The organism is Bradyrhizobium sp. CCBAU 53338, assembly GCF_015291665.1.
GTDB lineage: Bacteria > Pseudomonadota > Alphaproteobacteria > Rhizobiales > Xanthobacteraceae > Bradyrhizobium.
Window position 1 is genome coordinate 6489540 of the sequence record NZ_CP030048.1, and the last position, 24085, is coordinate 6513624.

Annotated in this window: 23 protein-coding genes and 1 tRNA gene; 17 read left to right on the forward strand and 7 right to left on the reverse strand. The window is 64.6% G+C overall.

Annotated features, from left to right (window positions below):
* Positions 1-4 precede the first annotated feature (4 nt).
* Positions 5-1810: a protein-disulfide reductase DsbD gene (dsbD, locus tag XH90_RS30465; RefSeq protein WP_210348705.1), complete on the reverse strand. Its 1806-nt coding sequence runs from the start codon at positions 1808-1810 to the stop codon at positions 5-7.
* 97 nt (positions 1811-1907) lie between these two features.
* Here dsbD and XH90_RS30470 point away from each other — a divergent pair, with 97 nt between their 5' ends.
* From XH90_RS30470 to XH90_RS30500, 7 genes are all read left to right on the forward strand, one after another.
* Positions 1908-2570 carry a response regulator transcription factor gene (locus XH90_RS30470; RefSeq protein WP_194477950.1) on the forward strand — a complete coding sequence of 221 codons (663 nt, stop codon included), beginning with the start codon at positions 1908-1910 and terminating at the stop codon, positions 2568-2570.
* Positions 2570-3967 carry an ATP-binding protein gene (locus XH90_RS30475; protein ID WP_194482860.1) on the forward strand — a complete coding sequence of 466 codons (1398 nt, stop codon included), beginning with the start codon at positions 2570-2572 and terminating at the stop codon, positions 3965-3967. The genes XH90_RS30470 and XH90_RS30475 overlap by 1 nt, the downstream gene beginning before the upstream one ends.
* Before the next feature lie 34 nt (positions 3968-4001).
* On the forward strand, positions 4002-4637 hold the full coding sequence (locus XH90_RS30480) for an NrsF family protein (RefSeq protein ID WP_194477951.1): 636 nt from the start codon (positions 4002-4004) through the stop codon (positions 4635-4637).
* A gap of 80 nt (positions 4638-4717) precedes the next feature.
* On the forward strand, positions 4718-5281 hold the full coding sequence (locus tag XH90_RS30485) for a DoxX family protein (RefSeq protein ID WP_194477952.1): 564 nt from the start codon (positions 4718-4720) through the stop codon (positions 5279-5281).
* 231 nt (positions 5282-5512) lie between these two features.
* Positions 5513-6010, forward strand: a complete 498-nt coding sequence (locus XH90_RS30490) for a hypothetical protein (protein WP_246755628.1) — start codon at positions 5513-5515, stop codon at positions 6008-6010.
* 135 nt (positions 6011-6145) lie between these two features.
* Positions 6146-7078: an alpha/beta hydrolase gene (locus XH90_RS30495; RefSeq protein WP_194477953.1), complete on the forward strand. Its 933-nt coding sequence runs from the start codon at positions 6146-6148 to the stop codon at positions 7076-7078.
* A 265-nt stretch (positions 7079-7343) separates the two neighbouring features.
* Positions 7344-8579 carry an ABC transporter substrate-binding protein gene (locus XH90_RS30500; protein ID WP_194482862.1) on the forward strand — a complete coding sequence of 412 codons (1236 nt, stop codon included), beginning with the start codon at positions 7344-7346 and terminating at the stop codon, positions 8577-8579.
* 171 nt (positions 8580-8750) lie between these two features.
* Here XH90_RS30500 and XH90_RS30505 read toward each other — a convergent pair whose 3' ends face one another.
* Positions 8751-10313: an adenylate/guanylate cyclase domain-containing protein gene (locus XH90_RS30505; protein ID WP_194477954.1), complete on the reverse strand. Its 1563-nt coding sequence runs from the start codon at positions 10311-10313 to the stop codon at positions 8751-8753.
* 188 nt (positions 10314-10501) lie between these two features.
* Here XH90_RS30505 and XH90_RS30510 point away from each other — a divergent pair, with 188 nt between their 5' ends.
* The gene (locus XH90_RS30510) at positions 10502-11593 is read left to right on the forward strand and encodes an enolase C-terminal domain-like protein (protein WP_194477955.1); all 1092 of its coding nucleotides are present in this window, start codon (positions 10502-10504) and stop codon (positions 11591-11593) included.
* A 70-nt stretch (positions 11594-11663) separates the two neighbouring features.
* On the opposite strand, the gene XH90_RS30515 is transcribed toward XH90_RS30510, so the two are convergent.
* On the reverse strand, positions 11664-13091 hold the full coding sequence (locus XH90_RS30515; RefSeq protein WP_246755629.1) for a sulfatase: 1428 nt from the start codon (positions 13089-13091) through the stop codon (positions 11664-11666).
* A gap of 170 nt (positions 13092-13261) precedes the next feature.
* Here XH90_RS30515 and XH90_RS30520 point away from each other — a divergent pair, with 170 nt between their 5' ends.
* The 6 genes from XH90_RS30520 to XH90_RS30545 are packed head-to-tail and all read left to right on the forward strand — an operon-like array spanning position 13262 to position 18442.
* On the forward strand, positions 13262-14029 hold the full coding sequence (locus XH90_RS30520) for a FadR/GntR family transcriptional regulator (protein ID WP_194477956.1): 768 nt from the start codon (positions 13262-13264) through the stop codon (positions 14027-14029).
* A gap of 30 nt (positions 14030-14059) precedes the next feature.
* Positions 14060-15412, forward strand: a complete 1353-nt coding sequence (locus XH90_RS30525) for an ABC transporter substrate-binding protein (protein WP_194477957.1) — start codon at positions 14060-14062, stop codon at positions 15410-15412.
* Positions 15409-16305 (forward strand): carbohydrate ABC transporter permease, encoded by an 897-nt coding sequence (locus XH90_RS30530; RefSeq protein WP_194477958.1) that lies wholly within the window; start codon positions 15409-15411, stop codon positions 16303-16305. Before XH90_RS30525 ends, XH90_RS30530 begins: the two co-directional genes overlap by 4 nt.
* Positions 16302-17129 carry a carbohydrate ABC transporter permease gene (locus XH90_RS30535; protein ID WP_194477959.1) on the forward strand — a complete coding sequence of 276 codons (828 nt, stop codon included), beginning with the start codon at positions 16302-16304 and terminating at the stop codon, positions 17127-17129. The genes XH90_RS30530 and XH90_RS30535 overlap by 4 nt, the downstream gene beginning before the upstream one ends.
* A gap of 4 nt (positions 17130-17133) precedes the next feature.
* The gene (locus XH90_RS30540; RefSeq protein ID WP_194477960.1) at positions 17134-17931 is read left to right on the forward strand and encodes a shikimate dehydrogenase; all 798 of its coding nucleotides are present in this window, start codon (positions 17134-17136) and stop codon (positions 17929-17931) included.
* Positions 17932-17974: 43 nt separating this feature from the next.
* A complete protein-coding gene (locus tag XH90_RS30545; RefSeq protein ID WP_194477961.1) occupies positions 17975-18442 on the forward strand; it encodes an NUDIX hydrolase in 468 nt (155 codons plus the stop codon).
* Here the strand turns inward: XH90_RS30545 and XH90_RS30550 are convergent.
* Together XH90_RS30550 and XH90_RS30555 are read right to left on the reverse strand one after the other, a co-directional pair.
* Positions 18422-18709, reverse strand: coding sequence for a hypothetical protein (locus tag XH90_RS30550; protein ID WP_194477962.1), 288 nt, complete (start codon positions 18707-18709; stop codon positions 18422-18424). The two genes, XH90_RS30545 and XH90_RS30550, sit on opposite strands and share 21 nt — an antisense overlap.
* Positions 18710-18723: 14 nt before the next feature.
* Positions 18724-19209, reverse strand: coding sequence for an L-2-amino-thiazoline-4-carboxylic acid hydrolase (locus XH90_RS30555; protein WP_194477963.1), 486 nt, complete (start codon positions 19207-19209; stop codon positions 18724-18726).
* A gap of 340 nt (positions 19210-19549) precedes the next feature.
* Between XH90_RS30555 and XH90_RS30560 the strand changes: the two genes are divergently transcribed.
* Positions 19550-20836, forward strand: coding sequence for a heme-binding protein (locus XH90_RS30560; protein WP_194477964.1), 1287 nt, complete (start codon positions 19550-19552; stop codon positions 20834-20836).
* Between the two features lie 191 nt (positions 20837-21027).
* Here XH90_RS30560 and XH90_RS30565 read toward each other — a convergent pair.
* Together XH90_RS30565 and cpdR are read right to left on the reverse strand one after the other, a co-directional pair.
* A tRNA-Val gene (locus XH90_RS30565) sits at positions 21028-21102 on the reverse strand.
* A 76-nt stretch (positions 21103-21178) separates the two neighbouring features.
* Entirely contained in the window at positions 21179-21538 is a 360-nt protein-coding gene (gene cpdR / locus XH90_RS30570) for a cell cycle two-component system response regulator CpdR (protein ID WP_007597092.1), read from the reverse strand.
* Positions 21539-21867: 329 nt separating this feature from the next.
* On the opposite strand from cpdR, the gene XH90_RS30575 reads away from it, so the two are divergent.
* Both XH90_RS30575 and hisN read left to right on the forward strand, forming a co-directional pair.
* A complete protein-coding gene (locus tag XH90_RS30575; protein WP_194477965.1) occupies positions 21868-22758 on the forward strand; it encodes an N-formylglutamate amidohydrolase in 891 nt (296 codons plus the stop codon).
* A 536-nt stretch (positions 22759-23294) separates the two neighbouring features.
* Entirely contained in the window at positions 23295-24077 is a 783-nt protein-coding gene (gene hisN, locus XH90_RS30580; RefSeq protein WP_194477966.1) for a histidinol-phosphatase, read from the forward strand.
* Positions 24078-24085: the final 8 nt, after the last annotated feature.

Below are 24085 nucleotides of genomic sequence, written 5' to 3' on the forward strand. Positions count from 1 at the left end.
TGCTTTAGCCGCGCTCGGCTACGGCGATCTTGTCCAGCAAATCGTGCACGGCGGTCGTGCCGATCATTCTGGTGCCGTCGACTTCCCGGCCCATGGTATTGAGAAAGACCAGCGTTGGAGGACCAACCACCGCGAACCGCTCCATGAGCTTCTTGCTCGCAAGGTCGTATCGGGTCATGTCGGCCCGGATCAGACGCAACGCGCTCAGCCGCTGGCGGACTGCCTCATCCGCGAAGACGGTGCGCTCCATCAACCGGCACTCAGTGCACCACTCGGCCGAAAAGTCGATCAGGACCGGGCGCCCCTCGGCACCGGCGGCCGCGATCGCCGCGTCGAGATCACCCTCATTGGTTACCGTCTGAAAGCCGTCGGCTTCGAGGCCAGGCGCAGCGATCGGCAGCGTCACACCCGCCCAGGCGAATGGTTGCAGAGGCGCATACCAGCCGGTGATGCCGCCAACGGCCACAAGCCCACCATAGATCGCAAGCGCACCGGCCGCCATCGCGGACGCCACGCGTCCCCAATGCCGCGCCGACCGCGCCCGGCCGGGTTCCGGCCAACCGAGCCAAAGTGCGATGCCGACAGCAAACGCGCCCCACGCGAATGCGATCGAGGGCAGCGGCAGGATCCGCGACATCATCCAGATTGCGACGCCGATGAAGACGATACCGAACGCCTGCTTGACACGGACCAGCCACGGCCCGGACTTCGGCAGAGCCGTCGCCCCGAACGTTCCAAACGCCAGCAGCGGCAGGCCCATACCCAGGCCGAGCGAGAACAGTGCCGCCGAGCCGCGCGTCGCGTTTCCGGTCTGCGCAATATAGACCAATGCCGCGGCCAGTGGCGGCGTCACGCAGGGACCGACGATCAGGGCGGAGGTGAAACCGAGCAGCGCGGCCCCACCGATCGATCCTGCGCGGCCCGCTCCGAACGTCAGCCGCGCGCTCCATGCGTGCGGCACCTGCAGCTCGTAGAATCCGAACATCGAGAGGGCCAACACGACGAACATGAGACTCATCAGGCCGACAGCGACCGGTGTCTGCAGGGTCGCCTGAAGGTTGCCGCCGAACCAGGCGGCGAAAATCCCGAGCACCCCATAGGCGCCTGCCATCGCGAGCACATAGGTCGCGGACAGCAGGAAGCCCCGCCCCGGCGATAGCTTCTCCGCCGAGCGCGTCAGCATGCCCGACAAAATCGGCACCATGGGAAGAACGCACGGCGTGAAGGCGAGCAGCACTCCGAAACCGAGAAAGGCGAACAAGGTCGAAGCGAGGCTGCCGCCAAGATCAGGTGTCGTCGCACCGGCAGGCGAAAATTCACCCGGAACCGCAGGACCCGGCTCCTCGGCCGCCGACGAGGACAGCGAGTGCATCCCGTCCTCTCGGGCGTCGGCATCGCGAACGATCAACGTTGCGAGGTCGATCACCTTGGTGATCGGCGGATAGCAGATCGTGTTCTCGCCGCAGCCCTGATAGGTGACGCGAAGCTCGCCGGTTTCGGGCAAGGCATCGATGAGGGCGGTGGCCTCGTGGTGGTAGACCTCGGTCGATCCGAAGGTTGGATCGTCCTTGGTCTCGCCGCGTGTCGTCGCGACCTTGAGCGGCTTGCCACCGAGGCTCGCCGCGATCCGGTCGCGATAAAGATAGTATCCCGGCTCGATCGACCAGAGGAGTTCCACGCCTTCCTCTTCGCCCTGCGTGACGTCGAATCTGAAGGCCTCGTCGGGTGGCTTCGGACCCGCCGCGGCCGCGCCGAGCCAAAAGGCCTGAAGAAGAAAGGTAACAAACCAGATCGTCCGCACGTAAGACATGGAAAGCCTCGCCTGATTGCGGCCGCCGATCTGGGGAGCGCACCTTAAGCCAGCCTTAAGGCTGCAGGGCGACGGGCTCGAAGTCAGAGGCAAAACCATGCGCATTCTCGTCGTCGAAGACGATCCTGTCCTGTCCGACGGTTTGCGGGTCGGGCTCGGCATGTTCGGCGCTACGCTCGACGTGGTGGAGAGCTGCGCCGACGGACGCGCGGCGCTGGCAAGCAGCGAGTTCGACGCTCTCGTTCTCGACCTGATGCTCCCGGACGGGTCTGGGCTCGATCTGCTCGCCGACATGCGGGCGGCCGGCGACCGCACGCCGGTGCTTCTGTTGACCGCGCTCGACGAAATCGCCGATCGCGTCAAGGGCCTCGACGCTGGCGCAGACGACTATCTCGGCAAGCCGTTCGACCTGGATGAGCTAGGCGCGCGGCTGCGCGCCATCGGCCGGCGTCAAAATGGGCGGGCCTCGCCGCTGTTGTCCTGCAACGGCATCGTGCTCGATCCCGCCACCATGTCGGCGACCGCGCACGGCGAGAAGGTCAGCCTGTCGCGGCGCGAATTCGCCGTACTGCAGGCGCTGATGGAGCGGCCAGGCGTGCTGCGCTCCAAGGACGCGCTGGAGGCTCGCCTCTACGGCTGGCAAGAGGAGATCGAGAGCAATGCGGTCGAGGTCCACATCCACAAGCTGCGCGCCAAGCTCGGACGGCAGGCGATCGAGACCGTGCGCGGCATCGGCTATCGCATCCGGGTGAGCGCATGATGATGTCGCTGCGGACGAGACTCTTTCTGATCCTGGTCGCGGCTACAGGCGTGATCTGGCTGTTCGCCATCGGCTGGATCTATGTCGGCACGAAACACGAGGTTGAAGGCGTGCTCGACGCCCGGCTCCAGGAAGCCGCGCGCATGGTGGCTTCGCTCGTTCCGACCAAGGGCGTCGCGACCCCTGAGGCAAGCCACGATGCGCTTCCCGGAATACCGATCTACGAGCGCCAGCTTTCCTGCCAGATCTGGTCGCTCGACGGCCGCCTGGTCGCGCGGTCGAGCGGGGCGCCGCGCTCGCGGCTCAGCGATACCGAAGGCGGCTTCTCCGAACGCGACATCGACGGCGAGAGCTGGCGCGTTTTCACCGTCGAGGATGCCGACAAGGGCATCCGCGTGCTGGTCGGCGACCGCCTCGGCATTCGCGAGCATCTGGTCGCAGGCATCGTCAAGGGGCTGCTCACTCCGACGCTGCTGATCGTTCCACTGCTCGGTTTCCTGATCTGGTCCAGCCTCACCAGCGGCTTGCGTCCGCTCCGCGCGCTTGCGCGCGAGCTTCAGACCCGCAACGCGGATGACATGAGCCCGGTGCAGGGGGACCAGGCCTCGGCCGAGATCCTGCCGATGACGGCCGCCATCAACGCGCTTTTCGAGAAGGTCGAGAGCGCACGACGGCATGAGCGGGAGATCACGGCGTTTGCCGCCCACGAACTGCGCACGCCGCTGGCAGGCCTGCGGACCCAGACGCAAGTCGCGATCGGCGCGAGAGACCCGGCGGCGCGCGAGCGGGCGCTGCGGCAGATCCTGGTTGCGGTCGACCGCACCACGCGCCTCGTCCGGCAATTGCTGGCGATGGCGAATCTCGACGCCTCCCACGACGCGCTACCAGACGCCGCCGTCAATCTCGGCGCCGCCATCGACGAGATCGTCGACGCCGTCCCGGGCCATGATCGCATCCGCGTGGAGATCGAACCGGCGTTGAGCAGGACGACGGTGACGGCAAACGCCGCGTTGCTCGTGCTCGCGCTACGCAATCTGCATGAGAACGCGGTTGAACACACCTCCGACTCCGGCCTCGTGCGCTGGCGCGTCGACAGCAACGCCGACGCCATCCTGATCGCCGTCGAGGACGAAGGCCCCGGCATCCCGCCGGACGAATTGCAACTGGTCACACGCCGCTTCTTCCGCGGCCGGCTCAAGCGCCCCAGCGGCAGTGGGCTGGGGCTGTCAATCGTCGAGCTCGCGCTACGCGCCAACGGCGCCCGGCTCAACCTCGTCAACCGCGGTGACCGCAGCGGACTGCGCGCCGAGATCGTCTGGCCGTTGCCTTCGGACAAGACGCCCGCCCGGGCTCCGCGATCCGCCGCGGTCCTTCGTTTTGCGACAAAGACATCGTGAGACTGGAGCTCGCACATCGCAGGAGCGTCAGGCGATGAAGACGGAGCAACTCATCAACGCAATGGCGGCCGACACCGCGCCGCGGCGCTCCTTCCTTCGCTCCTTCGTCTACGCCACCGCCTCAGGCGTCGCCGTCGACGCGTTGATCTTCCTTGCAGCGATCGGACCCAGGCCGGACATTGCGGCCGCTGCCGAGACCTGGCGGTTTCTGTTCAAATTCGTGGTCACGCTCTCACTGGCCGTGCCAGCTACGACGCTGGTCTACCGGTTGGCCGCGCCCGCAATGTGGCGCCAATGCCGGCTCGAGATTCTCGGGGTGCCGCTCTGCCTGTTGCTTGCGGCGGCGGCTTTCGAGCTCGATCTGGTGCCCCGCTCGCTGTGGATGGTTCGCCTGATCGGTTCGAACTCGGTCAACTGCATCACCCTGATTCCGCTTCTGGCTCTGGCTCCACTGACCTGCTTCCTCATCCTGCTGCGGGACGGAGCCCCGCGCGATCCGGGATCCGCCGGCGCGGTGGCCGGCCTCGCCGCGAGCGCGATCGCCGCAACGTTCTATGCGCTCAACTGCTTCGACGACAGTCCGCTGTTCGTGATCACCTGGTATCCGCTCGCGGCGTCGATCGTCGTGGCGGGAGGCTATCTCGGCGGGCGCCGGTTCCTCGCCTGGTGACGGAGGATCTGCCCTTAAGATCCACTTAAGCCTGTACGGCGATCGCAGCGCACTCGAATTCAAGGATCAGGATGGACCTCATGAGTGCATTGTCATCGGACCGCCCCGCCTTCTCCGTCACGGGCTGGACGAAACTGTCCGGCACTCTTTCGGGCTGGAGCGCATGGCCGCTTCGTCTCATCGTGGGTTATGGATTCATCGTCCATGGCTGGGCGAAGCTGAGCCGCGGCCCGGAGAGCTTCGCGGCGTTTCTACACGCCGTCAACGTGCCTCTCCCGCTGTTCTTTGCCTGGGCAACCACGGCAACCGAGCTGATTGGCGGCCTCTGCGTTCTGTGCGGCGCGTTTGTCGCAGCGGCGAGCCTGCCGTTGTCGGTCGTGTTGCTGACCGCGCTCTTCACGGTTCATCTTCCTTACGGCTTTTTCTCCGTCAAGCTTGCGGGCATTTCTCCGGACGGAGTGAAGTTCGGCCCGGTCGGGTACGAGCACATCCTGCTCTATCTTGCCGGTCTGATCAGTCTTGCAATCAGCGGCACGGGACCATTCTCACTCGACAGTTGGCGTACGCGACGTGCTGGCAGAGACAGCCAGGAAGACGGCGATGTCGGGCGCAAAGGACAATCTTACGAAGATTCCCCGAGATGACATCACCGACTGACTTCAGACCCATCTCACCGACCCGACCTGTCGGCACAGCCGATCCGCTGCGCTCGCCGAAACGGACGTCCGCCCGGCCCTTACGAGTGCACATCAAGCAACTCCGCTACGCTCACTCTCCCCAGACTGTGACGATAGCCCTCCCCCAAATGGGAAATCTGTCATAGGCTCGGCGCGCCTGCGCGGCGGCGAAGCCGTGGCCTCTGAGGAGAGACGCCCATGAAACTCGCGATGTCGGCCTGCCTCGCCGGTGCCCTGCTCGTCGCCGGCGCCACTCATGTCGCTGGCGCCTCCGCCGCCACGCCCGCGAAAATCTCGGGCTCCACGGCGCTGGCGCTGGCGGGCGTGATCGCACCGCTGTCGCCGATCCTGTCGGGCGCCGAGAAGAAGGCGGTGGCGATGCTGTTCGCCGCCAATGCCGACATTCCCTACAAGAAGCCGATCGTGGTGACCGCGGACAAGATCGTCTGCCGCACCAGCAATGTTGACATCACCATCCGCAACTGCGAGGTGACCTTCGGCAAGAAGGTCAAGACGGTGAACGGCTCCACGGCCAACGAGATCTTCGCGACCGAGGCGCTATCGGGCGTTCCGGCCGATGGCGCGGCGGGATCGAATTTCGAGAGCCTGAGCAAGCTGAGCTGCACGATCGATCCCAACGCCATCAGGCAGAAGGACGGGAGCGGGGCGGATTGCACGTTTCAGCCGGGGAATTGAGCCAGCGCGAGGGGCAGGTTCGAGCCGCCGTGAAATCGCCGCATCATGGACCAACAACATCACGTCATAAGGCGAATTGAAAAGACAGGTCCATCAGGCGCACCAATATGAGCGCGCAAGGCCGGCACCCTCACGATGAAGAACTGTCTCGCATTTTTGCTTCTCCTGACCGCGACGGCGGCCTCCGCCCATGGCCTGCTGCCGGTGCGGCCGACCGCCCCGTCCGATCTCGTCCTGACAGGCCTCACCGATAGCGACACCACCGCCGGCGGCGTCGCGCGGCTGTGCGAGCAGGTCACCTTCTCGCGCGGCCTGCGCTATGGCGACAGCGAGGCCAACGTGCTCGACGTCGCCACCAGCGAGACCAACAAGGCTGACACGCCGCGGCCGGTGCTGCTGTTCGTGGCGGGCGACACGTTCACCGGCGACCGCGGGGCGCCGGACCTGTCGCGCGACATCCAGGACGAGGCGATGTGCTTTGCCGCGCGCAACGGCATGATCGGGGTGCGCGCGAACTACCGCCTCGCGCCATCGGCGACCTGGCCGATGGGGTCGACCGACGTCGCGGCGGCGCTGTCCTGGATCCACGGCAATATCGACCTGTTCAACGGCGACGCCCGCGAGATCGTCGCAGTCGGCTATGGTGCCGGCGCCTTCCATGTCGCAAGCCTGCTGGCGCATCCCGAACTCCAGGCCGACCGCGCCGATGTCGCCGCGGTGGTGCTGGTCTCGGGCATCTACCGCGCCGGCAAGGACGCCAGCGACAGCGAGAAGGCGTATTTCGGCACGGATACCGCTCAATATGACAAGCGCTCGGTATTTCCCGGCATCCTCAATGTCGACGCGCCGATCGTGCTGGCCTGGGCCGCGAACGATCCGGCGAACCTCGTTGCACAAGGCGAGACCCTGAAGAAGACGCTCTGCGGCGCCGGCCACTGCCCGCGCACCACGCTGCTGCGCAGCCGCGACGGCATCGCGGCGGCGTTCGGGCTCGACGGCTCCGGCGACAGTCTCGCGGAGCCGACGCTGCTGCTGGTGCATCAGCTCGAGGCGCGGGGGTTGCCGTAAGGGGCGTTCCTCACCCGCCAGCGCCGTCAGTGATCTGTCCGGGCCAAACACTTGTCCCGGCATCGACGGCTCACCCGCGGCGCAAGAACGGAGGTGCCCGGGACAAGCCCGGGCATGACGACTTGTCGCGGCGCGTCAGTAGGCCTGCCGTTTCGTCCGGCACGTCACCCGGCCACAGGATTGCCAAACGCTTGACGTAGATCAACTCGCCTTGGTGCAGATCGAGCCGTCCTTTCCGGGGGCCAACAACATCAAGGCGTCGAGCATGCGCGTCAGCAGCAGACTGCTGTTCGTTTCGATCGCTGCGCTCGCCTCGCTCGGGGCGATGTCGCAGCAGCGTTCGGACCAGCCCGACTCCGATCCCGGTTCGGACAAGGAAATCCGCATCGGCAACATCGTGCCCTATTCGGGGCCGCTGTCGGAATTCGGTGCGATCGGCAAGGCGGAGGCCGCCTATTTCGACATGGTCAACGATCGCGGCGGAATCAACGGCCGCAAGATCCGCTTCATCACCCGCGACGACAATTCCGATCCCGCCGCTGCGCTGGACCTGACCCGCGATCTCGTCGAGAAGGACGACGTGCATCTGATGTTCGGCTCGTTCGGCACGCCGGGCAATATCGCCACGCGCTGGTATCTGAACCAGAAGAAGATTCCGCAGCTGTTCGTCGCCTCCGGCGACGAGGAGCTGAGCCAGCCCAAGGCGTTTCCCTGGACCATGGGCTGGCAGCCGCCGTTCCGCTCGGAGGGACGCATCTACGCCAACTACATCCAGGCCTATTATCCCCGGAAGAAGATCGTGGTGCTGTGGCAGAACGACCAGTTCGGCCGCATGCTCTACAAGGGCATCCAGGAAGGTCTCGGCGATATGAGCCGCCAGGTCCTCGTCGACGTCGCCTTCGACATTTCGGACGAACATCTCGAAGGACACGTCTCGATCCTCAAGCGCGCCGGCGCCGACATCTTCGTCTTTCTCGGCGTGCCCTCGACCGCGGCCAAGGTGATCCAGCTGGCGGCGTCGCTGAACTGGCACCCGGTCTTCATCGTCAACGATGCCTCCGCCTCGATCGCAAATGCGATGGCGCCTGCGGGGCTGGAGAATTCGGCCGGCGTGGTCTCGGCGGCGTTCCTGAAGGACCCGAGCGATCCCGCCTGGAAGGACGATCCCGCCATGAAGGACTGGTTCGCCTTCATGGACCGGTACCACAAGGTCGAAAGCACCAACAACAGCGCGGCGCTCTACGGCTACGCCGCGGCCGAAACGCTGACGCAGGTGCTGAAACAATGCGGCGACGACCTCTCGCGCGACAACATCATGCGCCAGGCGGCCTCGCTCAGGGACTTTCACCCCTCCGTCGCGCTGCCCAACATCAGGATGAACACCTCAACGGGCAGCTATCTGCCGATCAAGCAGATGCGGCTGGTGCAGTTCGACGGACGATCCTGGCAGCCGTTCGGGGCGGTGATCGAGACGGCGTTCACGGAAGGGGCGGCAAGGTGAGTCCTGTCATGTCCACCTTTTGCTGAGTTACCCCTCTCCCCCGCCCTCCCCCACAAGGGGGGAGGGAGCGCGGCGGAGTGCGTCGCTACATTGTGCTTCATCGCACTAACCGGAGCGAGCTCGCGCCACAACAAAGGTGCGTTCCCTCCTACTCTCTCGATCAGAAAGATCTCACGCCGGCTTCAGCGACGCCAGCGCGTTCTCCAGCAGCGAGCGCACGCGCGCCGCATCGCCGGACTTCACGACCGCCGGATCGAGATAGAGCTCGAGCCCCGGCGCGCGCTCGGTGATGACGCCGCTTCTCTCCGCAGCCGCATCGCTCAGCGCATCGACCGAATAGGGAATCACCTCGCGGCTGATGCCCTTCATCGTGATCGCGGGCAGCGCGTGGGCGCGGACGATGTCGCTGACCAGCGCAAACGTTTCGTAGCTCAGCACGATGCCGCCGGGCTCGGCGATCGATTGCAGGCGCGCTGCGAGATTCGCTTCGGCCCCGATGATGGTGTAGTCCATGCGGTCGCTGCTGCCGAAATTGCCGACATTGCAATAGCCGGAATTGATGCCCATGCGCGAGCGGAACGGCTGCTCGATGCCGGAGGCCCGCCACTTCGCGTTGAGCTCGGTGAGACGCTGCTGCATGCGCCAGGCCATCTGGAGACAGGCCTGCGCATCGGCGCGGTCGCCCCTGGTCTCGGGGTCGCCGAAGAAGATCAGCATGGCATCGCCGATGAACTTGTCGACCGTGCCGCCGTGCTCGTGCGCGATCGCCGACATCTCGGTGAAATACTCGTTGAGGAGCTGGGTCAGCAGTTCGGGCTGGAGCCGCTCGGTGGTCGCGGTGAAATTCTGGATGTCGGAGAAGAAGATCGTGAGCTTCTTGCGCTCGGTGTGGATGGTGACGTCCTTCTGGCCGGAGAAGATGCTCTTGTAGACCTGCGGCGGGATGTAGCGCGAGATCTTCATCGAGAGCGAGGCCAGGAAGTCGTTGGCGGATTCGAGCTCCTTGTTCATGCCCTTGATGCGGCGCGCCTGCCGGCGCTGGAGCGAGAGGAACGACAGGCCACTGCCGGCGGCGATCAGGAAATAGGCCAGCAGGAACTTGAACGAGAAGATGTTGGCGGCGATCGGCTGGGCGATGATCACCTCCTGGATGCCGCGGACGTCGCCGACCTTCCAGTCCTTCTTCGGGCTCTCGGGATGGCTGTTGTGGCAGCTCACGCAGGCCGGCGCCATCGTGACGGGCGCGACCAGGCGGACCTTGTCGGAGAACAGCGAGGTCTCGGTGTCGACGATCTTCCGTTCGGGATCGGCGCGCAGCGCGGCCAGTGCATCCTTCTCGAACTTGTCGAGCTGGTGCGGGGCGCGGTTCTGGAACGGGAAGTCGGAGACGAAGCGGTAGGTGATGTTCTCCTGCTGCGCGCCGATGACCCGGCCGAGCTCCAGCGACAGCGTCGCCGGGATCGGGATCGCGCCGGGGACGGATTCGTAGTTGTGCACGACCTTGGTGGTGCCGTTGGGGTTGGCGAGCACGCGCCCGACCACGTTGGACGCATAATAGCTGCGCACGCTCGATATGACGGAATTGAGATCGATCGCCTGCCGGCGGAGCGCGTTCTTGCTGAGCTCGGTCAGGTCCAGCCAGACCGCGAGCGGCAGGGCGAGCAGGAGGAAGGCGATCACGGCGCCGATCAGGATGCCGCTCTTGCGCTGCTCTTCGGCGATCTCTTGTTTCACTTGATGGCTCCGTTGTGTGCGTTTTTGGCGCAAATCCGGGGATTTGCGGCCAGCATGCGGTCTGCACAGAGCCCATAAACCCGCGCCCGCGCAACCCCATTTTATGGTGGTCGCGGCACCGGGCTTTTCGTTTCATGTCGAATGTCTAAGATCGGCATCAACCTGCATTCACTCCGCCGGGAGGGCCCATGACCGAGAACATCCGCATCATCAGCTTCAACGCGCGCCCCGTGATCGTGCCGATGAATTTGCCGCTGAAGACCTCGACCGGGGCGGTGGCGAAGGCGCCGCTGGTGCTGATCGACTGCGAGACCGACCAGGGCGCGGTGGGGCACGCCTATTTGTTCTCGATCACGCCGTCGGCCTTGATGCCGCTGACCGCGATGGTCACGGAAATGTCAGAGCTGCTCAAAGGCGACGAGCTGCTGCCGTTCGAGATCGAGCGCAAGCTGACCCAGCGTTTCACGCTGCTCGGGCTGGCCGGCCTGCAACGGCTGGCGCAGTCCGGCATCGACATGGCGGCATGGGACGCGCTGGCGCGCATACGCGGCCTGCCGCTGGCGCGCCTGCTCGGCGGCGCGCCGAAACCGGTGAAGGCCTACAATTCGAAGGGGCTCGGCATCATGCCCGCGGGTGCCGCGGTGGAGGAAGCCCACAAGCTGCTGGCCGAGGGCTTTCACGCCGCAAAGATCCGCGTGGGCCGGCCCGATGCGCGGGAGGATCTCGCCGTGGTCCGCGCGGTGAGGAAGGCCGTCGGGGACGAGGTGACGCTGATGTGCGACTACAATCAGGCGCTGACCGTGACGGAAGCGATCCGCCGCGGCGAGATGCTCGACGACGAGGGCTTGAGCTGGATCGAGGAGCCGATCCGCCACGACGACTATGCGGGCTGCGCCCGCATCGCGGATGCATTGCGCACGCCGGTCCAGATCGGCGAGAATTTCGACAGCGCGTTTTCGATGCAGGCCGCCCTCTCCGCCGAAGCCTGCGACTACGTGATGCCCGACGTGCAGCGCATCGGCGGCGTCACCGGCTGGCTCCGCGCCGCCGCGCTCGCGCATGCCGCCGGCATCGAGATGTCGACGCATTTGTTCTCGGAAGTCAGCGCGCATCTGCTCTGCGTGACGCCGACAGCGCACTGGCTGGAATATGTCGACTGGGCGAACGCGGTGCTGGCGACGCGTTTGCAGATCAAGGACGGGTTTGCGCTGCCGGGCGAGGAGCCGGGCAACGGGATTGAATGGGACGAGGCGGCGGTGAGGAAGTATCTGGTGGGGTAGATACGCTGAAATCTCCACATCGTCGTGGCCGGGCTTGTCCCGGCATGACGGCCTCTCGCGGTGAGCGCCCTCACCGTGCCGCCGCGTTCAGGTCCATCGTCTCGAGCAGGCTGTTCTGCCGCCAGTCGATGAAGGCGTCCTTGAGGCGGCTGATCTCGCCGGCGTGCTCGGGCACTCCCCAGAGATTGTGCTGCTCGAGCGGGTCGGTCTCGAGGTCGAACAGCTGACCGTCCTCGGCGCCGTGGATGAACACGACCTTCCACCTGACATCGCGCACCATGGTGATCAGCCTTGCGCCGGTCATCGCGACGTCGCCGGCCTGCTCGCTGAACACGAAATCGCGGCCGGCCCATTCCTCGCCCTTCAGCGCCGGCAGCAGGCTGCGGGCCTGGAACGGTTTGGGATGCTCGGCGCCGGCAATATCCAGAATGGTGGGCGCAAGGTCGAACAGCTGGCACTTCTCGCGGATGCGGCGGCCGCCGGCGAACAGGCTGGGCGACCAGAGCAGCAGCGGGATGCGCGTCACTGGCTCGTACATCGACCATTTCTGGCTGAGGCCGTGCTCGCCGAGATTGTCGCCATGGTCGGACATGAAGACGACGACGCAATTGTCCAGGTACCCCTTGTCCTCGAGCATGGTGATCAGGCGGCCGATCTGCTCGTCGATCATGGTGACGTTGGCATAGTAATGCGCGCGCAGGCGGCGCATCTCTTCATGCGTGGGCGCAAGCTTCCATGAGACAGCGTCGTGGTCGACCTCGGTGTCGTGACGGCGCTTCTCTTTCAGGTACGCCGGCAGGCCCTCGATCTCGGCCTCGGTCGGCTGCGGTACGGGCAGGTCGTTGCGGGCGAGATAGTGCTCCAGATATTCCGGCAAGGGATCATAGGGCGGATGCGGCCCGGGCAGGCCGATCTGCATGAACAGCGCCTCGGGCTTGGGCCGCGTCTGGAGCCACCACATCGCGGTCTCCGCGACGAAGATGTCCGGGTGCAGCGACTTCGGCATCTCCCAGGTGAAGGCGCCCATGCGGTCGCCATAGTCGGGCAGGCTGCGGTAGCCGGCGCGTGACGGCTTGGTCAGCTTGTGCGCGGCAAAGGCCTTGTCCAGCTCGTCGGCGAACCAGCGCCCCTCGAAGAAGCGATCCTTGTTCTCGACCACGAAGCGCTCGTGGAAACCGGCCTTCGCGTCATAGGGGATGGTGTGCATCTTGCCGACATTGACGCAGTGATAGCCGGCCTCGCCGAGCTTGCTGACCCAGGTCCTCTGCCAGCGCTGCCCGTTCTTCAGCACGCCCGAGGCGTGCGGATAGAGGCCGGAGAACAGCGCGGCGCGCGAGGGCACGCAGCTCGGCGCGTTGATGAAGCAATTGTCGAAATAGACGCCCTCGCGCACCAGGCGATCGAGATTCGGCGTCTTCATGTACGGATGGCCCGTCGCCGCGATCGTGTCGAAACGCTGCTGGTCGGTCATGACCAGGATGATGTGGGGCTTTGTCACGATGGCTTTATCCTGCGCGGCGTTGAGTCAATAGAAAATATGTCTGACATAATAATTCTTGTCAAACCAGCCCGGATTTGATTATCTGAATTCAGAAGCCTAATTCTGCATGCCTCTTCGCCGTCCCTTGTAATAAATCAGACATTTTATTCCAAGAAACCGGAACCACCGTGGCAAAATCTCCCAGCAAGGACAGCCCGCAATCGAGCGCCCAGGTCGCCCGCGAGGTGGCGCGGATGATCCTGACCGGCGTCTGGCGCGAGGGCACGACGCTGCCGCGCGAGATCGAGCTGGCATCCCGCTTCAATGTCAGCCGCGCCTCGATCCGCGAGGCGCTGTCGCTGCTCAAGGCCAAGGGGCTGATCGCCTCGAAGCAGAAGGCCGGCACGCATGTGCGGGCGCGGTTCGACTGGAACATGCTCGACGAGGAATTGCTGAACTGGACGCTCTCGGCCTTGCCGACGCAGGAGTTCGCCAAGCAGATTTTGGAGGTTCGCCGGATCGTCGAGCCCGAGGCCTGCGCCATCTGCGCCGTGCGCGGCACCGACGAGGACTTTGCACGGATCGAGCGCGCCTATCGCGGCATGGATGCGGCCGGCATGGACCGCGTCGCGTATGCCGAGCCGGACTTGCAGTTCCACCGCGGCATTCTCATCGCCACCGGCAACGATTTCCTGATCGCCTTCGGCGCGACGGTCGCGGCCGCGTTGCGAATGTCGTTCGACCTGTCGAGCACCAATCCCGGCGCGCCGCGCAAGAGCCTGCCCTATCACCGCGCCGTGCTCGACGAGATCTGGGCGCGCAACGCCGACGGCGCGCGCCAGGCCATGCACAAGCTGATGGACCTGACCGAGCAGAACATCGTCACGGCCATGTCGCGTCAGAAGAAGAAAGACGCCGAGGTCGACGAGAACGTCCGCACCAGACGGACGCGTTGAAGCCAGTAAACCATGATGAGGGAGAGAAACATGAACAACGCATCGCGTGCGAACTCGATCACCCGTCGCAAGCTGCTCAAAGCGAGCGCTGCAGGCGCGGCACTGGCCGCATTCCCCGCGCCGCTGATCGCGCAGACCAAGCCGTTTGCCGGCGTGACGCTGCACGGCGCCTCGTTCCAGCACCGCTTCTTCACGCTGCTGCAGAAATACATTCCCGAGTTCGAGGAAAAGACCGGCATGAAGATCGACCTCCAGCTCTCGGCCCTGCCCGTCTACAACCAGCAGGCCAATCTCGAGCTGTCCTCGGGCGGCTCGGCCTATGATTTCGTCAATGTCACCTTCACGCTCGCGACCCGCTGGATCGCGGCAGGCCTGCTCGCCAATCTCGACGAGTTCACGGGCGATGCCAATCTGACGCCGGCCGAGTGGAATCCCAAGGATTTCGTCGACGGCGCGCAGGTGCCCTATCGCGACGCCAAGGGCGCCACCTACGGCTATTCCTGGGAAGGCGGCGCCATGCTGATGGGTCTGTCGCGCATGGACCTGATGGAGAAGAAGGGACTGAAGATCCCAAAGACCTTCGCCGAGCTGCAGCAGGTCTGCGCCGAGATCAACGGCACCGACGGCGTCAGCGGCATGGTGTCGTGGTTCCTGCATAACTGGAATCTGCCGCCCTACATCCAGGGCTTTGGCGGCAACATCTTCAGGAACCCGCCCGGCGACCCTATGCCGACGCTGAATACGCCGGAGGCGATCCAGGGCGTCGAGTTCTATGCGAAGCTCCTGAAGAGCGCGCCGACCGGCGTTCTGACCTATACTGAGGATCAGGCACGGCAGGCGATGCTGACCGGCCGCGCCAACATCTTCATCCATTCCAGCGCCTGGGTGACGCCGATCCTGCTCTCGGACGAGAGCAAGGTGAAGGAGACCTCCCGCGTCGTGCGCTCGCCCGCCGGTCCCGTGCACGATTATCCGGCCTCGAACAGCCAGGGTCTCGGCATTCCCAAGAACGCGAAGAACCAGAAGGCGGCGTGGGAATTCATCAAATGGGCGCTCAGCCCGGATATCTCGATGAGGCTGGTCAAGGAGCACGGCCACTCGTCGATCTGCCGGCGCTCGATCATCACCAGCGACGAATATCGCAAGCTCAATACGGTGAATGGCCAGGACCTCGGCGCGCTCTATCTCGAAGTGCTGGAGCTGCCGGGCAAGGGCGAGAACTACATGGCCTATCGCACGTCGAAGGAGTTTCCGATCGTCGGCGACGTCCTCAACAAGGCGTTCGAGCAGGTCGCCACCGGCCAGCTGCCCGCCAAGGACGCGATGAACGCAGCGCAGGACCAGGCCATCGCCGCACTCCGCCGCGCCGGGACAAAGCTTTGAGCGAGAGCGGAATCGACGGTGAGCGCCGCAGGTTCATCGCCTTCGCGCTCACACCAAGCCTGATCGTTCTGTTCGCCGTCGCCGTGCTGCCGGCGATCTATCTGATCGTGACCAGCCTGACGCCGTTCCAATTGACGACGCCGGGCTCGGCCACCGATTTCAGCGATCCCTTGCGCAACTATGCCCTGCTGCCCGGCGATCCCCGCTTCGTCAATTCGCTGGCCGTGCAGGCCAAGCTGTCGGTTGCGAGCGTGCTGTTCCAGGTGCTGCTCGGCATGCTGCTGGCGCTGCTGCTGAACGTACCGTCGCGCTTCGTCGAGTTCGCGCGCACCTTCTTCCTGATCCCGATGGTGCTGCCGCCGATCGTGGTCGCGGTGATCTGGAAGCTGATCTACGCGCCCGACATCAGCCCGCTCTATTACGCTGCGCGGGCGCTGCACTTCACGCTGCCGGCCCTGACATCCAGCGTCGATTTCGCGCTGACATCGATCATCATCGCCGACACCTGGGAGTGGACGCCGTTCACCTTCCTGATGGTGCTGGCGGCGCTGCAGACGATTCCCGACGAATATTCGGAAGCCGCCCTCGTCGACGGCGCCAATCGCTTACAGATCTTCTGGTACGTGACGTTGCCCTTCATCACGCCGATCCTGGTCATCTCGGGCATGTTCCGCCTGATCGACAGCGTGAAGGCGTTCCCGCTGATCTTCCTGCTCACCGGCGGCGGCCCCGGCACCGTCACCGAGGTCACCAACTATTACGCGTACCTCCTCGCCTTCGACACCAACGAGATCGGCTATTCCAGCGCGGTTACCGTGGTGATGCTGCTCCTGGTCTGCGGCATCAGCTTGGGCCTGGTCTGGATGGGCCGGCGCAGGGAGGCGCTGGCATGAACGAGTCGTCCCTGCGCAAGGCCACCCCCGGCCGGCTGATCGCGATCACGGTCGTGCTGCTCATCCTGCTGTCGCCGTTCCTGTGGCTGCTGCAGATGAGCTTCAAGACCAACGACCAGATCCTGCAATTCCCGCCGCCGCTGATCTTCAGGCCGACGCTGGAGAACTACGTCGCGCTGTGGCACAGCGCGTTCTCGGCGTCCTTCGTCAACAGCCTCCTGAGCGCCTCGCTCTCGACCGCACTGGCGCTGCTGTTCGGCGTGCCCGCGGCCTATGCGCTGTCGCGCTGGTCCGGCCGCGGCAAGCATGGCCTCTCCTTCGCCATCCTGGTGACGCGCATGGCGCCGCCGATCGCGTTCACGATCCCCTTCTTCCTGTTCTACCGCTGGATCGGCCTGCTCGACACCATCACGGGGCTCGTGCTGGTCTACACCAGTTTCAACCTGCCGCTGGTGATCTGGATGATGCAGCCGTTCTTCGATACCATCCCGGTGTCGCTGGAGGAGGCGGCCCTCGTCGACGGCGCGCGGACGCGTACCGTGTTCACAAAAATCGTGCTGCCGATGGTGACGCCCGGCATCGCCGCGACCGCGATCCTGTGCTTCCTCTACGCCTGGAACGACTTCTTCTTCGCGCTGATCCTGACCCGCACCAATGCGCGCACCGCGCCAGTGGCCGTCGTGAACTTCATGAACTACGAGGGCTGGGAATGGGGTAAGATCGCTGCCGGCGGCTCGCTGGTGATGGCGCCGGTACTGATCTTCTCGCTCGCGGTGCGCCGCTATCTCGTCTCCGGGCTCACGGCGGGTGCCGTCAAGGGCTGACATCATGAAGTTTCCGACCGGCGCCTCGCGCACCGTCTTCATCTTCGCCCATCCCGCCAGCCATGTCGCAGCGCCCCGCTACTACACGCCCTATTTTTGGGAGCAGGGTCTCGACTGGCACATGACGGCGATGGACGTGGCGCCGAAGCATCTCGCAGAGACGATCCGCGCCTTGGCGAAGTCGCCGAGCACCGCGGGCTTCAACCTGACCATTCCGCACAAGCCCGCTGCGTTCGAGCTCTGCGACGAGGTCGGACCTGCGGCAAGGTTCGAAGGCGTGGTCAACACGATCCGCATCGAGGCCGACGGAAAACTCGTCGGCGAGTCCTTCGACGGCGAGGGCTTCCTGAAGGCCGCGCGAGAGGCCGGCATTTTCAACCCTGACCGCCGCACCGTGGTGATCGGCGCGGGTGGCGCCGGCCGTGCGATCTGCCATGGGCTGGCGGCAGGTGGTTTGAAGCGCCTGCGCATTCTCAACGAGGTCCCCGGCCCGGTCGAGACACTAGCTGCAAAGCTGCGCGGACAATTTCCTGATCTCGACATCGACCTCGAGGCGCGCTTCGACGATGCCGGGCTCTGCGTGAACGCGACCTCGCTCGGACTGAAGGCGACCGATGCGCTGCCGATGGACCCGGCCAAACTGCCGAAGGATTGCGCCGTGTTCGACATCATCGCGGCCCGGCGCACCGGCTTCATGGAGGCCTGCGCCGCGCGGGGGCTGAAGGTCGTCGACGGCGTCGCGATGATCCGGCAGCAGCTGCCGCTGCAAACGGCGTTCTGGCGGGGTGACCATCAGGTCTAGCAGACGCATTGCGAAACCGCCCAGCGCCGACTATCCATTCCCCATGACCACATGGCGCCCGCATCCCCATATCCGCGTCGTCGCGATCGGCCTGCACTGGCGGGACGGGCGGCTGCTTGCGGCCGAGGTGCGCGACGATGCGGGACGGATCAAGGGCGTGCGCCCGCTTGGCGGGGAGATCGAGTTCGGCGAGAATTGGCGGGCTGCGCTCATTCGCGAATTCGACGAAGAGCTCGGCATCAACGTCAGCATCATCGGCGAGCCGCTGCTGATGGAGAACATCTATGCCCACGAGGGCGCGACCGGGCACGAGGTGATGTTCATCGCCGAGGTCGCCTTTCCGCAAGGCGCGTTCAGCTCTCAGGACCGCATCGACTTCCGCGAGGACAATGGCGAGGAGATCGTCGCCCGTTGGTTCGACCTCGCCGATCTCGACATGCCTGATGGCCCTAGCCTCTATCCCGCCGGGCTGAAGGATTTGCTGCCCAGGCTAAAGAACGGGCGCGACTGACAGCCGCGGCTCCCACGTTTCCGCGCCGGGGATTTTCCTGCGCACGGCCATGCGCTGGATCCAGATGCAGCGGCGGACCGATCTGTTGGAGCGGCCGACGGCGGATATGCCTTCACCGGCCTGAAGCAGCGGCGCCACGTTCGCGCGCACCGCACGGCAGCGCTCCATTTCGGCCTGCCAGTCGATGATCGCAGCCTTCACGCTTGATGCCATCAGCGCCGGGACCGCTCCGACAAGAACCGCGATGGCAAGGCAAATCGTCCGCATCAGCAGCATCCCCCTCATCCCGCGCCAGCCGTATCACGCCGGTAGCGGAAGTCGCAATGATCGGCGCCTTGCATGATGGTCTGCGTGCGCGTGAGCCTGACGTCGGGGCCAAACCCTTCCGCGGTCGCAAAGTCGGCGGTGCAGACCATGAGGAAGCCGAGCTCCGGCTCGCCGAGCGCCTTGTAGAACTCGGCATAGGCGCATCGCTTCACGTCGAACGCGAATGCGTCCTGGGTCTGCTCGATCACGTCGTATTCAAGCGCGCCGTCGCGCGCATAAGTCCTGAAGGCGGAGGCGACGGCCTGGCCGAGATCGGCGTCGTTCTTGTCTTTGTTCCTGGCCTTCCAGAACTCTTCGCCGAAGCCGCGATAGAGATCGCCCAGCGTGTTGCGCACCAATGCATTCGCACGCGCCTCGCCGAGCTCGGCCTGAAGCGCCTTGACCAGCGGCACAAGGACCTGCGCCTGGATTTTTGCCTGCTCGATGACGGATACGCTCATGGGCGGCCCTCTCGTCTGCGGTGCTTCGATGCGCGCCTGGTCTGCGACTCTTGCGGTTGTGAAATGGAACACACTTGAAGCAGCCTTCAGGTTGTATCATACTCAAGATGTAACCAAGACGAACGGGGCGAACGACCCCGTATCTGTTTCTCGATTATTTCATTTGCGAACACCGAGTTGGAGTCCCCCCTTCCAGGGTGAGGCCAACGATCCCTGCGGCGGACGCGCCCCAAGAGACCGCAACAAGAGATCGCGATCAGTTTCGAAAAATTCCGACGTCTCGCCGAATTCGGCGACGCGACGGCCGCCTCGCGCTTGCAGCCATCGAGAGGAACGCCCCATGGACGAACCCAAGCCGCTCACCAGCGCCTTCAACAGAACCGCAAACTTCTCCATCCACCAGGTCGATAGCGTGTTCAGGGCTGCCGCACACGCCGCTGCTGTACCCGCAGCCGTGCCGGTCACCCTGCCGCCGACGCTCGGGCCGCTGTCGGCTTTCACCGGCACGTTCACGGGCCAGGGGTTCAACACGATCTTCCGGCCCGACAGCGCGACGACGCCGACCCAGATGCCGGGGCCGATCAACACCACCGACCCGCCCGACAACGTGCTGGAGTTGAATCTCACCGACGAGACCATGTCGTTCTCGAACAATCTCGGTTCGATCCCCAATCGCGGCTCGGGGCCGCAGGCGGATGCCTTCCTCAACGGCGTGCCGTATCTCCAGACCATCAACGACGTGACCACGGGAACGCCTGTCGGCATTCACTTCGAGCCCGGCATCTGGCTCGCGGTGCCGGCGACCACCAATCCGCACGAACCATTCACCGTCGCGCGCATGGCCTCGATCCCGCACGGCACGACGATCACGGCGCAAGGCGCCGCGCTGCCGGCGATCGCCGGCAAGCCTGTTATCGCAGCGGTCGACATCACGCCGTTCCTGAACGGCAATCCGGCCAACAAGATCACTTTTCAAAACCAGACCGCGACCAATAGGACCACGCGCAGGCTGCCGCAGGACCTCACCGCGCTGATCGCCTCCGGCAAGCTGACGCAGGCCATGATCACCGACCCCAACACGGTGCTGCGCAACCAGATCGCACATCAGACCATCAGCCAGACCGTCATCATCGAGACCTCGACCAAGCCCGGTTCTCCGCTGTCAGGCGGCCCGCTGCCGGCCGTCCCATCAGCAGGGCCACATCCGCAGGCGCCGAATTTCGCGGGCGGCACTGCGAACATCGCCTTCCTCCAGGGCGTGCCCGTGCCGCCGCCGGGCGGCAATGGCGCCAACGCCAACGCATTCCAGATGGACGCCGTGTTCTGGATCGAGACCGTCATCTACGACGTCGACGTGCCGCGCATCGCGTCGGGCGAGCCGCCGATCATCCTGCAGCCGTTACAGAAGGGCACGGTGCCGCTGGTGCCGAGCTTCGTCGCCACGCTGCCGATCGTGCCGGGCAAGGGATTTGCCGGCGGCCGCGTGCGGGTGGCGACGACGCAGATCCAATACTCGCAAAAGGTCATGCTGGATTTCAACGGCCTGACCTGGCCGCACGTCTCGGTCGCCTCGCTGGTGCCGGCCGCGCCAGTGCCGATTCCGGAGCATTTGTTGCCGTTGACGTGAGGGGGCGAAGGAATGGACGAGAGGAAAAGTGCAGCTAGACGCACCAGTCCGTCTTCGCTCTTCGAGCTACGCCGGACACGCTTCGTATTGAGATTGGAGCGTGGCTTGCCGAGCCGTAGCTCGCGGCGCCAGCCCGCCTGCGCCCGTTGGGCTTCGGCGTGGCATCCTTCTCTCGCTTCGCGAGCGAAGGATGGTGGGCACGACAGGGATCGAACCTGTGACCCCTACCATGTCAAGGTAGTGCTCTCCCGCTGAGCTACGTGCCCTAGAAGTCCACTTGCGTCGGGTGGGGGTCCCTATAACGGCTCAGGGGAGCGTGCGCAAGGACGGAACGCGGCGGATTTAGGCCGCCAGCATCTTGTTCACTTCGCTCACCAATTCGCGCAGGTGAACCGGCTTCGAGAGCACCTTGGCGTTCTTGGGGGCGTCCGAATCCGAGTTCAGGGCGACAGCGGCGAAGCCGGTGATGAACATGATCTTGATATCGGGATCGAGTTCCGAGGCCCGGCGGGCGAGTTCGATCCCGTCCATCTCCGGCATCACGATGTCGGTCAGCAGCATCTCGAACGGCTCTTCCCTGAGCCGCTGATAGGCGGCCATGCCATTGTCATGGGACGAAACCTGAAAACCGGCGTTTTCCAGCGCCTTGACCAGGAAACGGCGCATGTCGTTGTCGTCTTCGGCGAGCAGGATCTTTGGCATGGCAGGAACGTCGAATCCCCAGAGGATATGCAGAGGTCACTAAGCCCGACAGAGGGTAAATTTGGGGTGAAAATCTTAACCCTCGGGGCTCGCGCTGCCGGGGTGTTGTGAACCGGAATGGGCTCCGAATCAATTCTGCCGCAACCACTGATCCCCGCCTGCCTGCTCGCACGGTTAAGACGTGTTCCAGCACCCCGTCACATCTTTTCGCTTGGCAGAATGGTTGCGATTCCGGACAATGACGACACATAAGAGCCGCTCGACCGGCCGAATCACTCGATCTGGACCCATGCTGGATCGTGCGGCGTGAAGGGACGAAGCCTGAGAAGATGACCCGGTTTGACGGCGAGGTGTCGCCAGCCTTCGAGATCGTGGAGCCCGCCGAGTGGCGCGCGCCTGTTATCTTCAACTCGCCCCATTCCGGCTCGACCTACCCGGACGAATTCCTGAGCGCTTCGCGGATCGACTTGCCGCAACTGAGGCGGTCCGAAGATTCCTTCATGGACGAACTGATCGGCCATTTGAGCGGACGCGGCTTTCCGACCGTGCGGGTCAACTTTCCCCGCTCCTATGTCGACGTCAACAGAGAGCCCTATGAGCTCGACCCCCGCATGTTCACCGGCCGCCTGCCGAGCTTTGCCAACACCCGCTCGATGCGGGTCGCGGGGGGCCTCGGCACCATTCCGCGCGTGGTCGGCGACGGCCAGGAGATCTATCGCGACCGCATCGCGGTCGACGACGCGCTGGCGCGGATCGAGACGCTGTACAAGCCCTACCACCGGGCGCTGCGCAGGCTGATCAACAAGGTGCATCAGACGTTCGGCACCGTGGTGCTGGTCGACTGCCATTCGATGCCGTCGGTCGGCGTCAGCAGGGACGAGCCGCGCCGGCCCGATATCGTGATCGGCGACCGCTACGGCACGAGTTGCACGCCGCTGCTGCCCGACCGGGTCGAGGAGACCATGACCGGGCTCGGCTATTCGATCGGCCGCAACAAGCCCTATGCCGGTGGCTTCATCACCGAGCATTACGGCAATCCGGCGAGCGGCCTGCACGCGGTGCAGCTGGAGTTCAACCGCGCGATCTACATGGACGAGCGCCGCCGCGAGCGCGGTCCGCGCTTTGGCCAGGTGGCAAGCGACTTCGGCGTCCTTGCCGACGTGCTGGCGACCACGATCCCGTTCGGCGATCTCGGCCCGTTCCAGGCCGCGGCGGAATAGACTCGCCTCTTTCTCGAACGATCGTGCCCTCCGCAAGAAGCGCGGATGCGTTTTCGCTTCGCAAGCGTATGCGCGCTAAACTGAAAACAGAGACCCAAAGAAAAAAGGGCCGCTTCTAATGAAGAAGCGGCCCAAGTCTAGGGAGGAAACGCCCAAGGAGGGCAGCGGTAACGCCAAGCGCTACCGCACCGCAACAATATGCGGCCGCGCCGCACAAAGCGCAAGGGCTTTTGAGCCATTTCCCATGCAAAAACACATGGCTCAATTGCTCCCAGAGAAACCCAGATTCAGTTTCTTTGATAAGGAAATTCAATGGGTTGATTGTCATTTGCATACGAACGAGGCATGCTCGGAACTAAGTTTTCAACTCTGTGATCGATATTTGGCCAGCATATGGCTCGCCCGACGGTTCACTTGGGGCAGAAGGTAACCGGATCCAAAATACCAGGGTGCAAATCAAGACAGCGCTGCACGCGAGGGGCGAATTGAGCTAGGCAGATGCGAGCTTCACCCAACTTTCGTTTTGAGGATGCGCCGTGACGGTGATCGACTTCTCAGCCTTCATCGGACGGCTTGCCACCGCCTCCGGCGAGACCATCCTGCCGTTCTTCCGCACCTCGCTGTCGATCGACGACAAGAGCAAGACCAAGGATTTCGATCCGGTCACGGAAGCCGACCGCGCCGCGGAGGCCGTGATGCGGCGGCTGATCAAGGCGAGCTTCCCCCAGCACGGCATCGTCGGCGAGGAATTCGGCAATGAGCGCGAGGACGCAGACTATGTCTGGGTGCTCGACCCCATCGACGGCACCAAATCCTTCATCGGCGGCTTTCCGATCTGGGGCACGCTGATCGCGCTCCTGCACAAGGGCACGCCGGTCTACGGCATGATGCACCAGCCGTTCATCGGCGAGCGCTTTTCCGGCGACAACGGCTCGGCCAATTATAGAGGCCCGTCCGGCGAACGCCGCCTCCAGGTCCGCCGCTGCGCCTCGCTGTCGGAGGCGACGACCTACACCACATCGCCGCTGCTGATGAACGAGCGCGACCGCGCCATCTTCGGCCGGATCGAGCAGGGCGCGCGGCTGTCGCGCTATGGCGGCGATTGCTATTCCTATTGCATGCTGGCGGCCGGCCATGTCGATCTCGTGGTCGAGACCGAGCTGAAACCCTATGACATCGCGGCCCTGATCCCGATCGTGACCGGCGCCGGCGGCGTCGTCACCACCTGGGAAGGCAAGCCGGCCCAGGGCGGCGGTCGCATCATCGCGGCCGGCGACGCGAGAGTTCACGAAGAAGCCCTGAAACTGCTCAACCAATGACCAACGCG

What these genes read in the sequence shown, in the direction of transcription:
- XH90_RS30485 (WP_194477952.1), top strand. Translation starts at nt 4,718, where the DNA reads ATGAGTGCATTGTCATCGGACCGCCCCGCCTTCTCCGTCACGGGCTGG.
- cpdR (WP_007597092.1), bottom strand. Translation starts at nt 21,538, where the DNA reads ATGCCAAAGATCCTGCTCGCCGAAGACGACAACGACATGCGCCGTTTC.
- XH90_RS30550 (WP_194477962.1), bottom strand. Translation starts at nt 18,709, where the DNA reads ATGCGGACGATTTGCCTTGCCATCGCGGTTCTTGTCGGAGCGGTCCCG.
- XH90_RS30495 (WP_194477953.1), top strand. Translation starts at nt 6,146, where the DNA reads ATGAAGAACTGTCTCGCATTTTTGCTTCTCCTGACCGCGACGGCGGCC.
- dsbD (WP_210348705.1), bottom strand. Translation starts at nt 1,810, where the DNA reads ATGTCTTACGTGCGGACGATCTGGTTTGTTACCTTTCTTCTTCAGGCC.
- XH90_RS30560 (WP_194477964.1), top strand. Translation starts at nt 19,550, where the DNA reads ATGGACGAACCCAAGCCGCTCACCAGCGCCTTCAACAGAACCGCAAAC.
- XH90_RS30525 (WP_194477957.1), top strand. Translation starts at nt 14,060, where the DNA reads ATGAACAACGCATCGCGTGCGAACTCGATCACCCGTCGCAAGCTGCTC.
- XH90_RS30555 (WP_194477963.1), bottom strand. Translation starts at nt 19,209, where the DNA reads ATGAGCGTATCCGTCATCGAGCAGGCAAAAATCCAGGCGCAGGTCCTT.
- XH90_RS30475 (WP_194482860.1), top strand. Translation starts at nt 2,570, where the DNA reads ATGATGTCGCTGCGGACGAGACTCTTTCTGATCCTGGTCGCGGCTACA.
- XH90_RS30510 (WP_194477955.1), top strand. Translation starts at nt 10,502, where the DNA reads ATGACCGAGAACATCCGCATCATCAGCTTCAACGCGCGCCCCGTGATC.
- XH90_RS30470 (WP_194477950.1), top strand. Translation starts at nt 1,908, where the DNA reads ATGCGCATTCTCGTCGTCGAAGACGATCCTGTCCTGTCCGACGGTTTG.
- XH90_RS30490 (WP_246755628.1), top strand. Translation starts at nt 5,513, where the DNA reads ATGAAACTCGCGATGTCGGCCTGCCTCGCCGGTGCCCTGCTCGTCGCC.
- XH90_RS30540 (WP_194477960.1), top strand. Translation starts at nt 17,134, where the DNA reads ATGAAGTTTCCGACCGGCGCCTCGCGCACCGTCTTCATCTTCGCCCAT.
- XH90_RS30500 (WP_194482862.1), top strand. Translation starts at nt 7,344, where the DNA reads ATGCGCGTCAGCAGCAGACTGCTGTTCGTTTCGATCGCTGCGCTCGCC.
- XH90_RS30575 (WP_194477965.1), top strand. Translation starts at nt 21,868, where the DNA reads ATGACCCGGTTTGACGGCGAGGTGTCGCCAGCCTTCGAGATCGTGGAG.
- XH90_RS30535 (WP_194477959.1), top strand. Translation starts at nt 16,302, where the DNA reads ATGAACGAGTCGTCCCTGCGCAAGGCCACCCCCGGCCGGCTGATCGCG.
- XH90_RS30480 (WP_194477951.1), top strand. Translation starts at nt 4,002, where the DNA reads ATGAAGACGGAGCAACTCATCAACGCAATGGCGGCCGACACCGCGCCG.
- XH90_RS30545 (WP_194477961.1), top strand. Translation starts at nt 17,975, where the DNA reads ATGACCACATGGCGCCCGCATCCCCATATCCGCGTCGTCGCGATCGGC.